At 55.4% G+C, this 13,455-nt stretch carries 12 protein-coding genes; 10 read left to right on the forward strand and 2 right to left on the reverse strand.

From position 1 onward, the window contains the following. Positions 1 to 6 precede the first annotated feature (6 nt). The 7 genes from rplF (at position 7) to DB51_RS02855 (ending at position 4,857) form a co-directional block, all read left to right on the forward strand. Positions 7 to 546: a 50S ribosomal protein L6 gene (rplF, locus tag DB51_RS02825; RefSeq protein ID WP_034251567.1), complete on the forward strand. Its 540-nt coding sequence runs from the start codon at positions 7 to 9 to the stop codon at positions 544 to 546. 2 nt (positions 547 to 548) lie between these two features. Further along, positions 549 to 920: a 50S ribosomal protein L18 gene (rplR, locus tag DB51_RS02830; RefSeq protein WP_034251570.1), complete on the forward strand. Its 372-nt coding sequence runs from the start codon at positions 549 to 551 to the stop codon at positions 918 to 920. Next, positions 917 to 1,675, forward strand: coding sequence for a 30S ribosomal protein S5 (gene rpsE / locus DB51_RS02835; protein ID WP_034251573.1), 759 nt, complete (start codon positions 917 to 919; stop codon positions 1,673 to 1,675). The genes rplR and rpsE overlap by 4 nt, the downstream gene beginning before the upstream one ends. Beyond that, entirely contained in the window at positions 1,675 to 1,860 is a 186-nt protein-coding gene (gene rpmD, locus DB51_RS02840) for a 50S ribosomal protein L30 (protein ID WP_034251576.1), read from the forward strand. Before rpsE ends, rpmD begins: the two co-directional genes overlap by 1 nt. A 2-nt stretch (positions 1,861 to 1,862) precedes the next feature. Next, positions 1,863 to 2,333, forward strand: a complete 471-nt coding sequence (gene rplO / locus DB51_RS02845) for a 50S ribosomal protein L15 (protein WP_034251578.1) — start codon at positions 1,863 to 1,865, stop codon at positions 2,331 to 2,333. Positions 2,334 to 2,740: 407 nt separating this feature from the next. Beyond that, on the forward strand, positions 2,741 to 4,069 hold the full coding sequence (gene secY / locus DB51_RS02850; RefSeq protein ID WP_034253496.1) for a preprotein translocase subunit SecY: 1,329 nt from the start codon (positions 2,741 to 2,743) through the stop codon (positions 4,067 to 4,069). Between the two features lie 230 nt (positions 4,070 to 4,299). Continuing rightward, complete coding sequence (locus DB51_RS02855) at positions 4,300 to 4,857, forward strand: adenylate kinase (protein WP_034251580.1); 558 nt, start codon at positions 4,300 to 4,302, stop codon at positions 4,855 to 4,857. Positions 4,858 to 4,941: 84 nt separating this feature from the next. Here the strand turns inward: DB51_RS02855 and DB51_RS02860 are convergent, their stop codons facing one another. Then, positions 4,942 to 5,223 carry a type II toxin-antitoxin system Phd/YefM family antitoxin gene (locus tag DB51_RS02860; protein WP_084674685.1) on the reverse strand — a complete coding sequence of 94 codons (282 nt, stop codon included), beginning with the start codon at positions 5,221 to 5,223 and terminating at the stop codon, positions 4,942 to 4,944. Positions 5,224 to 5,877: 654 nt separating this feature from the next. Then, positions 5,878 to 6,837, reverse strand: a complete 960-nt coding sequence (locus DB51_RS02865) for an SRA domain-containing endonuclease (RefSeq protein WP_156958205.1) — start codon at positions 6,835 to 6,837, stop codon at positions 5,878 to 5,880. A 556-nt stretch (positions 6,838 to 7,393) separates the two neighbouring features. On the opposite strand from DB51_RS02865, the gene DB51_RS02870 reads away from it, so the two are divergent. From DB51_RS02870 to DB51_RS02880, 3 genes are all read left to right on the forward strand, one after another. Next, positions 7,394 to 9,313, forward strand: a complete 1,920-nt coding sequence (locus tag DB51_RS02870; protein WP_034251585.1) for an isopeptide-forming domain-containing fimbrial protein — start codon at positions 7,394 to 7,396, stop codon at positions 9,311 to 9,313. A gap of 216 nt (positions 9,314 to 9,529) precedes the next feature. After that, the gene (locus DB51_RS02875) at positions 9,530 to 11,827 is read left to right on the forward strand and encodes a SpaA isopeptide-forming pilin-related protein (RefSeq protein ID WP_034251587.1); all 2,298 of its coding nucleotides are present in this window, start codon (positions 9,530 to 9,532) and stop codon (positions 11,825 to 11,827) included. Positions 11,828 to 12,111: 284 nt separating this feature from the next. Further along, positions 12,112 to 13,353: a class C sortase gene (locus DB51_RS02880; RefSeq protein WP_162174612.1), complete on the forward strand. Its 1,242-nt coding sequence runs from the start codon at positions 12,112 to 12,114 to the stop codon at positions 13,351 to 13,353. The last annotated feature ends 102 nt before the right edge of the window (positions 13,354 to 13,455 follow it).

The following is a 13,455-nucleotide window of genomic DNA, read 5'->3' on the forward strand; positions in this document are numbered from 1 at the left end:
CTGAACATGGCATCGCATATTGGTAAGCTCCCTGTCGCCATTCCGGCAGGTGTGGACGTCGCAATCGACAACGGCACCTTCTCGGCCAAGGGACCTAAGGGTACAGATTCGTACGTTCTCCCTGAGGGCATCACCGGCAAGATTGAGGATGGTCATATCATCCTTACTCCTGAAGATGATCTCAGGCCTACCCGTGCACGTCACGGTCTGAGCCGTTCGATTATCGCATCGATGGTTCAGGGTGTGCATGAGGGTTTCTCGAAGCACCTGATGATCGTCGGAACCGGTTACCGTGTGGTAGCCAAGGGACAGGGCCTCGAGTTCTTCCTTGGATACTCCCACACGATCACCGTGAATCCTCCCGAGGGCATCTCCTTCGAGCTCCCGAACGCGAACGAGGTTATCGTCCGCGGAACGGACAAGCAGGTCGTGGGCCAGGTCGCCGCGAACATCCGCAAGCTTCGCGCTCCCGAACCCTATAAGGGCAAGGGCATCAAGTACGCGGACGAGCACATCGTGCGCAAGGCCGGAAAGGCTGGTAAGTAAGCATGACAGTCCGAATTTTGGGCAAGGGAAAGAACGTGGCTCGTCTGCGTCGTCACGCCCGTCTGCGCAAGCACGTCATCGGCACTGCCGAGCGTCCACGTCTGGTCGTCACTCGTACGAACCGCAATGTCATCGCGCAGATTGTCGATGACAGCAAGGGCGTCACTCTGGTAAGCGAATCGACATTGACTGCATCGTTCTCTGATTTCAAGGGGACCAAGGCAGAAGCAGCCAAGAAGGTTGGCGAGCTGGTTGCCAAGAAGGCTCAGGATGCAGGCATCTCTGCCGTCGTGTTTGACCGCGGTGGCAACAAGTATCACGGTCGCGTTGCAGCGGTAGCTGAGGGCGCACGTGAGGGAGGTTTGGCACTGTGAGCGAGAATCAGAATACTAAGGAAACTCAGGTGGCTGGAGAATCACAGAACACCCAGAGCGCTTCTGACAACCGCAACGACAACCGCAATGATGACCGCAAGGGCGGCCGTCGCGGTGGTCGCGGAGAGGGCCGTCGTGGCGAGGGTCGCCGTGGTCGTCATGACCGCGATGACAATCGCGACGAGCTGCTCGACCGCGTAGTCACCATCAACCGTGTGGCCAAGGTCCACAAGGGTGGTCGTACCTTCAGCTTCGCAGCTCTCGTGGTTGTGGGCGACGGCAACGGAACCGTTGGTGTTGGCTATGGCAAGTCCCGCGAGGTTCCTGCGGCTATCGCCAAGGGTCAGCTGGATGCCAAGAAGCACATGTTCACTGTCCCGCGCGTTCGTGGCACCGTCACCCATCCGGTGATCGGTCACGAAGCAGCCGGTACCGTGCTGCTGCGTCCTGCCGCTCCGGGAACCGGCGTTATCGCCGGAGGTCCGGTGCGTGCAGTACTCGAGTGCGCTGGCATCAGCGACATCCTCAGCAAGTCCATGGGGTCGGCAACGGCCATCAACATGGTTCGTGCGACGGTTGCGGCGTTGAAGCAGCTCGAAGAGCCGGAAGAGATCGCGGCTCGCCGTGGTCTGACTCTCGAAGAGGTTGCTCCCGACGCGATGCTTCGTGCTCGCGCAGAGGGCATCGCCGAGGCTCGCAAGGCTCGTGAAGAAGCCAAGGCCAAGGCAGCCACCGACCAGAAGGAAGGTGAGTGATGGCGAAGCAGATCAAGATCACACTGACCAAGGGATTGGTGAATTCCAACATCAAGCAGAAAGAGAATGTTCATTCTCTCGGACTGCGTAAGATTGGCCAGAGCGTGACTCGTGAGGACACTCCTGTTTACCGCGGTATGGTGAACAAGGTTCGTCATCTGGTCACCGTCGAGGAGGTTGACTGACCATGGCTACCAACACTGAAGAACAACAGGTCGAAATCCTGCAGATGCACGATCTTCGTCCGGCTCCGGGTGCCAAGAAGGATCGTACCCGCGTCGGCCGTGGTGAAGGCTCGAAGGGTAAGACCTCAGGTCGTGGAACCAAGGGCACGAAGGCTCGTTACCAGGTTCGTCCAGGCTTTGAGGGTGGACAGCTTCCGCTGTACATGCGCCTGCCGAAGCTGCGTGGTTTCAAGAACCCGTTCAAGAAGCAATTCCAGGTGGTAAACCTGTCGGCACTGTCCGTACTGTTCCCGAAGGGTGGCGATGTCGATGTCGAGGCATTGGTCGCCAAGGGTGCGGTTCGTAGCGGATATGCCGTCAAGGTGCTCGGTGAGGGCGAAGTGTCCGCACCGTTCACACTGAAGGGTGTGAAGGCTTCGGCTTCGGCCAAGGCTAAGATCGAGGCAGCAGGCGGCTCGATCTCCGAGGACTGATTTTCGGTCCCAAGGGGATGAGTACCATACTGCAGACAATGACCTTCCCTGTTATCGGGGGAGGTCATTGTCGTATATACGGGATTGCCCGCATGTGCGTGTGTATGCGTATGCGTACGTGTATGTAATCTCGGCTCCATATGTTGTTCTGTTTCGGGCAGGGTTCTCTCGGAATTGCCTTCCGGTGGCACGTCCCAGCGCACTTCCCAGGCAGGAAGCAGTGGAGAGAACACTGTAATACAGCGGATACGAGCGTCCTGGACAACATGGCGTACCGCAATTGCGCGAAGAGCGGCTAGACTCGTATACTAGTGTGTCGGCATACGTATTGATTCGGTGATTGTTGCCAAGGGGCAGCGGGAATCAAGTCAATGCTTGCTTTGGATGCTTACAGGGAGGAAACCCAGGTGCGGACCTTAATCCAGGCCTTCAAGACCAAAGAGCTCAGAAACAAGATTCTGTTTGCCTTTGGCATCATCATCATCTATCGCATAGGCTCGTTCATTCCTACTCCGGGAGTGGACTACAAGGTCGTGCAGGAGTGCATCACCTCCGCGAGCAGCGAGGACTTCATCGGGCTGGTGAATCTCTTCTCGGGTGGCGCGTTGCTGCAGCTGTCGATTTTTGCCTTGGGCATCATGCCATATATCACGGCATCAATCGTTGTCCAGTTGCTGAGAGTGGTGATTCCTCGCTTTGAGGCCCTGCACAAGGAAGGGCAGTCCGGCGAAGCCAAACTGACGCAGTACACGCGTTATCTGACCATCGGACTTGCCGTGCTGCAGTCCACGACGATTCTGGTCACCGCCCGTTCCGGCGCGCTCTTCAATTACGCGTGCAGCGGTCAGGTGATTCCGGACAGCTCTCCCTGGAACCTTCTCGTCATGGTGCTGATTATGACCGGTGGTACCGGCCTGATTATGTGGATGGCTGAGTTGGTCACCGACAAGGGCATCGGCAACGGCATGTCCGTCTTGATTTTCATGTCCATCTGCTCCGGCTTCCTGCCGCAGCTCTGGGAGATCGGTTGGGGCACCAACGGTACGAACGGTGATTGGAAGAAGTTCGGTATCGTAACGGCAGTGCTTCTGGTCATTCTGGTGTTCGTGGTCTTTGTCGAGCTTTCTCAGCGTCGTATCCCCGTGCAGTACACACGTCGTATGATCGGACGCAAGATGTACGGCGGTTCTTCAACCTATCTGCCGTTGAAAATCAACATGTCGGGTGTTATCCCGCCAATCTTCGCTTCTTCGATTCTGGCCATACCGACCTTGATCGCACAGTTCGGGAAAACCGATCAGAGCTGGGTGACGTGGATCAACAACAACCTGGCCAGCACGACCTCCGTCTGGTACATCGGTCTGTATTCGCTGATGATTGTGTTCTTCTGCTTCTTCTACACGTCGATTACCTTCAACCCTGACGAGACCGCAGACAACATGAAGCAGTATGGTGGCTTCATTCCGGGCATCAGGGCGGGTCGCGCGACAAGCCAGTATCTGACCTATGTGATGAACCGTCTGAACACGGTCGGTGCGGTGTACCTGCTCTTCGTGGCGCTGATTCCTACCGTGCTGATCATGGTGCTGAGCATCAGCAGCAAGCTGCCATTCGGCGGTACGACGATTCTGATTATCGCCGGCGTCGGTCTGGATACCTTGCGTCAGGCTCGTGCGCAGACCGAGCAGTTCCAGTACGCAGGATTCCTCTTCGAGGACAAAGAGCACAAGGCCTGAGCATCCACTTCACTGTTCAGTTCCGCGAAACTGTGCAATACAGCACGCAACACACCGCGTATGGTGGTGCCTAACGTGTCTCCTTGCACAGTTTCGCTGTATGTGGCTCGAAACTGTGCAAGTCAGCATCTGAAGGTCGAGATTTCCGCAACCTGACGTGCTTTTCTGCACAGTTCGTGGTGGATGAGTAATGCTTCACCGTATCAATAGACAGCAAAGGATTAGCAATTATGAGATTACTGATTATGGGACCACAGGGAGTCGGCAAAGGCACGCAGGCAGAGCTCCTGGCCAAGCATTATGACATTCCCGCCATCTCGACAGGAGATATCTTCCGCTACAACCTGAAGAACAACACTCCGCTGGGGCAGGAAGCCAAGACCTTCATGAACAAGGGCTTGCTCGTTCCCGATGAGCTGACCAATAAGATCGTCAAGGACAGGCTGGCCATGGAGGATGCGGCCAAGGGGTGGATTCTCGACGGTTATCCTCGAAACGCCGCTCAGGTCGAAGCTCTCGACACGATGCTCGAAGAGCTGGGAACCCCGCTCGACAACGCCATCGCGCTGACTGCAGACCGCAGCGTACTGATGGAGCGCATGACCAAGCGTGCCGAAATCGAAGGCCGTGAGGACGATACCCCGGAGGCCATCGCCAAGCGTCTCGATGTCTACGAGCACGAGACCGCGCCAATCCTTGACATCTATCGCACCCGTGGCAACCTCGTGGAGGTCGACGGCGTAGGCGAAATCGCGGACATCTCCGCCTCCATCATCGCCAAACTCTGATTTTTCGGGTCAACAGCAGATAACTGCACTAAAAGGATAGCTTTTCGCTCGATTATTCACCGAAAAGCTATCCTTTTAGTGCAGTTATCTTTTTAGCGTGCTCATGGCGATGACCCAGTTGCTCACCACTCGATCTCCGTGCTGCCATCCTCGAGCTTCTCCGTCGAGTGCCTTGAGGATGGACGCGTTCATGTCTGGAATGGAGGAGAGGTACAGGGTCTCCTGCATGGAGCGCCAGTCGTCTTCGCCGATGAGAACGGCGTTGCCTCGTTTGCCGACGATAGTGTACGGCTGTGATTCCTCGTTGACCTGGTCAATCAGACCGAACAGTGTTTTCCTTGCATTCGTCGAATTGATGGTTTCCATGAACACGCCTCCTATGACGTGCATTAACGCGTACATAACTGTAATGCGAGCATGTGCGGGCTTAGATTTGTCAGCGGTGTTCAAAGCGTCCTGAGGTGTCGCGTACTGTAACAGGGTAACGGAGGATTGTGTAGTATTTTTTACAAAGAAGGGGAAGTGATTGGTCCCGCTGGACACCACGCCTGGAGCTGTCAATTCGGTATAGTGCACTGGTCATTACTTATATTTCAGGGCTGACACCGAGTGGTGTTGCACTTGTAGATCTGGGCGTTCCTTTCGTTGCCAGATATTGAGTGCTTCCTTGCGTACAACTTCACTGCATGAGGTGTGTTTCGTTGCAAGGTGTCGCAATGTCCTACGAATGCAAAATGTGAGAAGTCGTGAGTATATAGGATTTAGCAGTGAATGAACCACGCTGGAGAGCAGTGGGATGATGTAAACGGCAGCACTGTACAAATGTTTATTAGAACAGCACGAGGAGGTACCGTATTCGATTGGAGCACGAACATCGGCCCAGGGTTCATGTAGAACTAGCAGATTGCGATTAAGTCAACCTTTTATATAATAGATCGCACATCGGCCAAACTGTTTGTCGCAGAACCTGTTGATTTGGCTTGCGGAATAGGACTCCGCTCTACTCAAGCAACTATTCCTTCAGGATTTGGTGAGTTCTCGGAAGCCTTCTGTGCTGATTCCAGCGGGTATATAAAGTTTGATCTTTAACGATGCGCACAGCGCAGTCAAGTCGGGTTCAGGTTCGTTGGGTAGCAGTATTGCCGGTTTAGCGATCGGTGGCAGACTATCCGTAACCTGTGTCTTTCGATTATTGAAATTATGGACATAATCCAGCACCTGACCGATTGCCATTCGCACGTGCCCGCGCGAATTCGAGGATTTTGCCTCAATGATCTCTGCGTCCGTAGAATCAAAAAGGTCGGTGGTGATTTCTCTGCCCTCGACTCGTAGATGAAGATCCAACACGCTTTTGCCTTGTTGTTTCAGCCACTCGCCGAAGGCTTGTTCTTGTATGTGCTCAAGTTGCTGTGCTCGTTTGCTTTCATAAGAGTGCTCAGGGATTTCCGCGAAAAGAGTGGATTTTGGCTTCCAATCTTCGCAACGGACGGTGTTATGAAGTGTGTTCAATTGCTTGTCACTATGAGTTAGTTTGCTAAGCAGTCGTGTGTCAGCGCCTTGCGGCGTCAGACAAAATGCGTATAGCCTGGGGTGTTCGTTCGTTTGGATGTAGGGAATTTCAGACAGTCCGAATGGTCCGACGTAATGGTATCCACTGTCTACTTGGTAAATGAATAGTCGGATTGCACCTCCATTATTTCTGGTGTCCAACAGGGATTTATTGGATCTTTTATCAATTTGTTGATCACCCTGTTTGCCTTGCGCAGCATACCAGTAGTCACCATTTTCTTGTAGGCCTTCTCTGTCTGCATACCCATTTCTCTCGGCTGCGCTTGGGTTGGAAAAGACCAGTACGTCACGCCAACCATGTGGCCGTGTGATGCCGCTTTGTGAGTTTCCCCCTCCGATCAGGGTAGTGATGTCACGAATGTGTTGGAAAACTTCGCCTGTCCGAATTGGCCATGTGAATGCGATACTCATAGTCCAATTATTACTCCTAGACGTCATGCCACGGGTAGTAGGTATCATTGCGGGCGCCGTTGGCATGATGATGCCGAAAGCCATATATGTGAGCATGTGTATGGTGGCGTTTGCTATGTCGGTGTCGTACACCAGGCTGTGCAGGTCGGTGATACGCCGCGAGGAAGTCATAGAGGAATTGCAGTCAGCTGACTATGTCTATCTCAATGCTCAACACAACCAAAAGCACACTATGCTGTCAATATAAAATTTGACGTGGTGCATGTTTTACAATACTGTGTAAAAGTGTTGTATACCTCAATCTCCTAGCGGGGGGGGGGTTGCCGGTTGTGGCGAACTGTCCACATGTCGATGAAACCAGGTGGTTGATGATGGAGAAGTCTCCGAATCTCACTGAATTCAAGTCATGCCGTGATGCCTTCGCTACTTCCGGAAGTGGATTGACCGCTCGACAGAGTCGGTTCCCCATTACCAGTTAATCCAATAATTCTTCACCCGCCCTGGGTTTTCCATACGGGGGAGATGTGGAAATAAATCATTAGAAGGAGAAGAAACGATGAAGACACTTCATCTCTCTCGGAAGGTGACAACCTCGCTTGTGGTTGCCGCCTTTGCTCTCGGTGGCCTGGCGGCCGCCAACGTCGGCGTGCAGACGGCACAAGCCGCAAGTACTCCCAAAATCACACTGAACGTTCCGACCAACACCACTGCACGCGACTTTAAGCTGTATAAAATTGGCACGTACGCCGACCCGGTGTTCACCGCTACCGGTGACCTGAAGAGTGTCGAAGTGGTTACGACAACTTACGATGCAGGTTCGGACCCGGCTTTGGGTTATATCAAGCAAGCAGCTATTGATGCCGGTGGCGGCAGTGCCGTCGATGCCACGAATCCTCTTGGCTGGGTCGCTGCGAACTGGCTGGGATACGGTAGTGCCAGCAACGACACTACTTCGGGTCGCTCACCGTATGCAGGCAGCTTGCAGGATTTTGCTGCCAATCTTGTGCCCAATGTAGCAAAGCTTATTGATACCGGTGATGTGAAAGACCTGTCTACGGCGGCAACAATCGCCGCGACCAGTAGCGCTTCTGTTGATGTGACGGAAGGTTTGTACCTGATTGTCGATGTGACCAGCAATTTGAATGGTGGAACCCGTTCGCTGCCTATTATCGTGGGCACGACCGTGTATAACTCAACCCAGGACCGCGACGTGGACTTCGTGGATGCAGGGACTGATGGCAAGCCTGTGCTCGGACAGGCAACAATAAAGGCCGTCGATTCCCTTATCGAGAAGAACATCACCAACGGCGGTGACGCAGACGGCTTCAACGTCGGCGATGCGGTGGATTACGAAATCACTATCCCGGTGCCGGATTTGACCGCGTATAACAGCGCGACGTATAGCTTGTCCGATTACAAGTACGACTTCACGGATACCTTCTCCGCAGGTCTTACGCCTCCGGATGTGAACGACATCAAGGTGTATCTCGGCTCTGATGATGTGACGACTTCGCTGAGTCCGAACAGCATCAAGTTGAATGGTCAGGTGCTGACCATTGAAGACCTCGATGTGCTGTTTGCAGAGGTAAATTCCAACGGTATCAAGAACAAAGACTCAGTCCCGGCAGGCACACTCATCCGCATCGTCTACTCCGCGACCATCAACGAGGATGCCGTCTCCAGCTATGCGCCTTCCGAGCCTGGTGAAGTCAACACGGACAACAGTGCGCAGCTTACCTATTCGAATAACCCCTCCAACACTGACACAGCCACCACGTCACCAACCGACCCGGACGTGGTTCCTGTCGCCTATGTCTTCGGTGTGGACCTCACCAAGGTCGATAAGGATGACAACACGAAGAAGCTCGGTGGTGCAGGATTCACCGTCAAGTATCTTGACGAGGAAACCAACACCAAGATTGCTCGTCAGTTCATCGCGTTGGCTTCTGATGATGCACAGGTCGATTTGACTGTCGACACGAACCCCGCTGACTCTGTCCCCGACAACATCGCCAGTGTTGACCGTTACCGTCTCGCCACCGCTGATGAAATCACTGAGGGCACCGACACGAACAAGGGCTTGACTGCCACCATCTGGTCTCAGAATGACACCACCGGCAAGTTCAAGTTCGAGGGTGTGCAGGCCGGAACCTATGAGCTGACAGAAACCAAGGCTCCTACGGATTACTACACGATTGACCCCTTCGAGGTGACCATCACCCCGACGTGGGATGCTGATGGTGAAGTTGTGACTGCAATCGCCTACAGCGTCGGGCATGGTACTCAGGCTGCCTGGATTTCCGGTGATGGCGAAACCGTGCTCGTCGCCGACCCAGCTGAGACGCTCGCCAATCTGCCCTACACGGGCGGCATCGGCATCGCCATCTTCCTGATTGTCGGTGCGACCGTCACCATCATCGGTGTCCGCGCACACCGTCAGAGCGCCAAGGCCGAAACGGCAGCCACCGCGGTCTGACAGAGCAGCTGAATCCCCATTCGGTTTCTCTGATAACCACATGAAGCCCTCTCTCCTATCCTTCGAGACGGGGAGAGGGCTTCCCACATATCGTCTGGTCTTGTTTCGGGGCAAAGATGCTCCAACGCCACGTGAACCGCCACATGGGAATGCAATACCAGACAGCAACATGCACACCAAGGCATATCGCCATTTCAACACAGACAGGTGTTTGTCATGAATCTCAAGCTCGGCATGAAGAACTTCGCATCGCTCGTTCTGACAAGCACGCTGCTATGCGCGATAGGCGCCACCCTACCAAGCTCCGCAATGCTTCCGGCGGCGCACGCGGCTCCGGTTCCGGCAGACGCAAGCATCGTAGTAAGCGGCAACGTGTTGTCCGGGAGACTCTACAGGGCCTATCGCATCGCCGACTACGTGAATGTCGTGATACGCAACGACAAGCCGGTCGGCACTGAACTGGTAACAGCTGCAACGGGGGACAACAGTTCAGCCATCACCTTCTGTGACGGTACGTCAGCAAATACCCTGAATTTCAAGCAAGCACTCGGCAGGGAGATAACCTGCCTTGAGGATGCACGCAACGGTGCAGACCCTGCGCCAAACCTCGATGGAAATACCGGCAGTATCGACAATCTTGACCCTCTGGTCTGGGCAACCACGTTCTGGCAACGCGGAGTCGACTCGGACACCGTCGACCCCTGGCTCAACACCAATACTCAGGCGGCCGGGCCCATGCGTTCTCTCGCCGACTGGCTGTATGCCAACGTCGTGGAGGATGCAGGATGCGTGGCCGGTACCGACCCGCAGTGCTTCGGTATGCCCAATGTCTCGGAAACCCGCGCGACACTGAGCGGAGATGCGAGCAATCCTGCTCAAGCAACATTTGAATCCATCGAACCCGGCCTCTACCTGATGTACCAGGTCGAAGAACAGCCGGCACCGGAAGGCAATGGAAGCGTCACTTCCGTGCCTGCGATGATTGTGGGCACGAAGATTCCCATCGAAGTCAATGGTGAACGCGAACTCTACGACATGTATGACGTCACCGGCACCAAGGTCCACCATGAACTCGGCGTGCTCAACGCCAAAGGCGACGAGGTCGCCATCTCCATCGAAATCGACGACGCCTACAAAAGGGCACACCCGACTTTTGGCATCGGCGACACCGTTCCGTACATCGTCACCGCCACACTGCCGAATTTCGACGGATTCGCCGCGCAGGGCGGTAACGGCAGTTACTCGGGGGGAGTGCTCCCCAGCAAGGTGATGCAACCCAAATCGCTTTCAGCTCCGACAATCACCTCAACCGTGTTCAGACAAGGGTCGGCAACGGTACATCTGGCGGATGACGCCCCGGTGCTCAATCCCGTACGTTTTGATGTGGCCATCGACTTCTCCTCCGCCTTCTCCAATCCCGATGCTGCCGGAACCGTGCCCGGTCTGGCCGATATGGAGGTTCAGGTTGCTTCGACCGTGCTTCACTACTCGGCATCGTGCGTGCTCGGGACTGCAAACACCGGCGACCCGTGTTTCGCCTATCGGCAGGGAACTCCCAATGCTGCAGGGGAAACCACGGTGCTGATTCAGATTCCCAGCTGGGTTCTGCGAGCCAATGGGGGCGGCAATGTGGTCATCAGGTATGCGCAGCACATGCTGCACACCATTAACGACGATGATGCTTCGCCGCTGGAAGCCTTCGATGAAGTCGACGGCGGACCGGGAAGCGAGGATTGGGCTGTGGCATCTGCGACCTTCAGCAGCAACCCGTACGGAGAGGATTACACGGATTTCGGCGTGTCACGGTCCTATGCCACAGCCAAAGCCCGTGACCTTTCCGTATTCACCTTCCCGTTGACCATCACAAAAATAGACTCCAACAGCAACGTCACCCTGCCGGGTGCGGAATTCTCGGTGAAACGAGATGGCACTTTGGAATGCTTCACCCTCATGGGCGGCGTGTACATGCGCACCAGCCAGGCTCCCTGCCAGAACGGGTCGACTGGCGTGCTCAAGGCTGATTCCTCTGGGCGTGTGCTGGTCAAAGGTCTTGAAGCCCATGTGGATTATCAGGTCCAGGAAAGCAAACAGCCGGAAGGCTACGATGCCGGGAATATGAAGATGGTGGATTTCACGGTGCGCATCGAACCTGTGTACAACTCCGACGCACGTCCCACCGAAGTGCTCGCCACGGAATACCGTTATGCGGACGCGACATACATGCATCCGCGCTCGCTGCCTGCATATCTACGTCCGGCGACGACCGAGTGGGTGAACGACGTGGACCACGTCAAGCACACCTATTATGCGCATGAAATCGACGTGCTCAACGGTAAAACCTCCAGGGATGTCGACGCGATAGCGCCATTCCCCTGGGATGTGCTGGCCAAAACGGGTGCGGGCGTTCTGGGATTCATACTGCTGGCCGGATTCCTGCTGATACTCGGCATATTGCTCAAGCGCAGGCGCGAAGCAGGCAAGCAGCCCGAAAGGGTCGGGGAAATCGGGGCGTGAGGATTCCGACTGTTGCACCAGTCGACAGGGCGCAGAGCCGATGAAGACAAGGTCTGCGCCCGTAGTCGGCGGCTGTACTGACAGGGCTTATGCGGTCAAGCCGATGGAGGGGGGGGAATAGGGCGATGAATCGGGGGAAAATGTCGATGTGGGGGAGCAGGCAGGAATCGGGTGGCGCTCACGGGCACGATGATGCGCCGGTGAATCCACAGGCATGGCAGGATGGGCAAGAGAGGCAAGAGGGGCAAGAGGCTCATGGGGTTCAAGAGACTCATGGGGTCCGAATGAGCCGAGAGGCTCAAGGGACTCATGGGACTCAGGGGGCTCAAGAGCTTCAAGAGCTTCAAGTTGGGGCCGACGGTTCGCAGCGCTCGGAGAATCCTCAAGACCCGCGCGACCCGTATGCTGCGCAAAATGGTGAATCCACGCTCTCCGAAGCCCGGAGCGACTCGGACCTCTCGCCGCCCGGCAACGCAGACCATATGAACGACGTTGCTATTGATTTCAACATCTTGCTGTCCGAATCTGCGGACCAGGCGAAACGTCTGGGTGTGCTGCGAGACAAGTTGCGCAGGAAGGCCGCCGTCTACAGGATTGTGGCCTTCGTCGCGGTCGCAGCAGGTCTTCTGATTGTGCTCTACCCAATGCTGTATCAGACGTACAACGCCTACAAGTTCGCCATGCTCGCCGAACAGTCCAACCGTACCGTGGCGCAATGGCCGTATCCGCAGGCAGAGGAGGCTCTGGCGAAGGCCCGGGAATACAACCGCAAACTGTACGCTACCGGCCCGCACAACATCGGTGAGCTCAACGACCCCTACTCGCAGCAGGAGCATGAAGGAGACCTGACCGATGCCTTGGGGCAGATGCTTGGCGTGCAGAGTGGTCCCGACACGTCGGAAACTTCCACGTCGGCGCAAGATGAGGAATACTCATCCATCCTGAATCAGGGAGGCGGAGTCATCGGCTCCGTCGAGATTCCCATTATCTCAGTGAAGCTGCCGGTGTATCACGGCACATCATCCAGCGTGCTCAATTCAGGAGCCGGGCATCTCTACGGCACGAGCTTCCCCGTTGACGAACCCGGGTCCCACACCTTCATTACCGCGCATCGTGGCTTGCCGACGGCGATGTTCTTCACTCGCCTGGGCGAGTTGGATATCGGCGATGAAATGTATGTCACCACGATGGGCAAAACCTTCGGATACATAGTCGACCGCATCGAGGTTATAGAGCCCACGGATATATCGAAGCTGGGGCTGACGGAGGGGGAGGAGCGTCTCACACTGATGACATGCACACCCTACGGCATCAACTCGCACCGTCTTCTGGTCTCAGGATTGCGCGGGAATATCCCGCAGCCGGTGTCGCCCCTGCCTGACGCAAGAAGAGACATTCTCTGGATTCCGGTGTGTGCGGTTATCGCGCTCGTGGCATCCCTGATATGCGCGTGGATTGCCCGAAGACGACGTCAAGCCATGCGCTTCATGCGTGCCCGGCACGCCTTATGGCTCCCGTGGTGGTGAGCGCAGATGGTGCTCATGACATGACAGCGGCCAAACGGAAAATTCCGGTTTGAGCACAAAGTTTGAATACAATGTATAATTTACAGTCATATGTACAAAATA

It is taken from the genome of Bifidobacterium crudilactis (assembly GCF_000738005.1).
Lineage (GTDB): Bacteria > Actinomycetota > Actinomycetes > Actinomycetales > Bifidobacteriaceae > Bombiscardovia > Bombiscardovia crudilactis.

Bases quoted from the DNA above. Each gene is read 5' to 3' on its own strand.
- rplF (WP_034251567.1), top strand. From the start codon at position 7: ATGGCATCGCATATTGGTAAGCTCCCTGTCGCCATTCCGGCAGGTGTG.
- rplR (WP_034251570.1), top strand. From the start codon at position 549: ATGACAGTCCGAATTTTGGGCAAGGGAAAGAACGTGGCTCGTCTGCGT.
- rpmD (WP_034251576.1), top strand. From the start codon at position 1,675: ATGGCGAAGCAGATCAAGATCACACTGACCAAGGGATTGGTGAATTCC.
- rplO (WP_034251578.1), top strand. From the start codon at position 1,863: ATGGCTACCAACACTGAAGAACAACAGGTCGAAATCCTGCAGATGCAC.
- DB51_RS02855 (WP_034251580.1), top strand. From the start codon at position 4,300: ATGAGATTACTGATTATGGGACCACAGGGAGTCGGCAAAGGCACGCAG.
- DB51_RS02860 (WP_084674685.1), bottom strand. From the start codon at position 5,223: ATGGAAACCATCAATTCGACGAATGCAAGGAAAACACTGTTCGGTCTG.
- DB51_RS02865 (WP_156958205.1), bottom strand. From the start codon at position 6,837: ATGAGTATCGCATTCACATGGCCAATTCGGACAGGCGAAGTTTTCCAA.
- DB51_RS02870 (WP_034251585.1), top strand. From the start codon at position 7,394: ATGAAGACACTTCATCTCTCTCGGAAGGTGACAACCTCGCTTGTGGTT.
- DB51_RS02875 (WP_034251587.1), top strand. From the start codon at position 9,530: ATGAATCTCAAGCTCGGCATGAAGAACTTCGCATCGCTCGTTCTGACA.
- DB51_RS02880 (WP_162174612.1), top strand. From the start codon at position 12,112: ATGAGCCGAGAGGCTCAAGGGACTCATGGGACTCAGGGGGCTCAAGAG.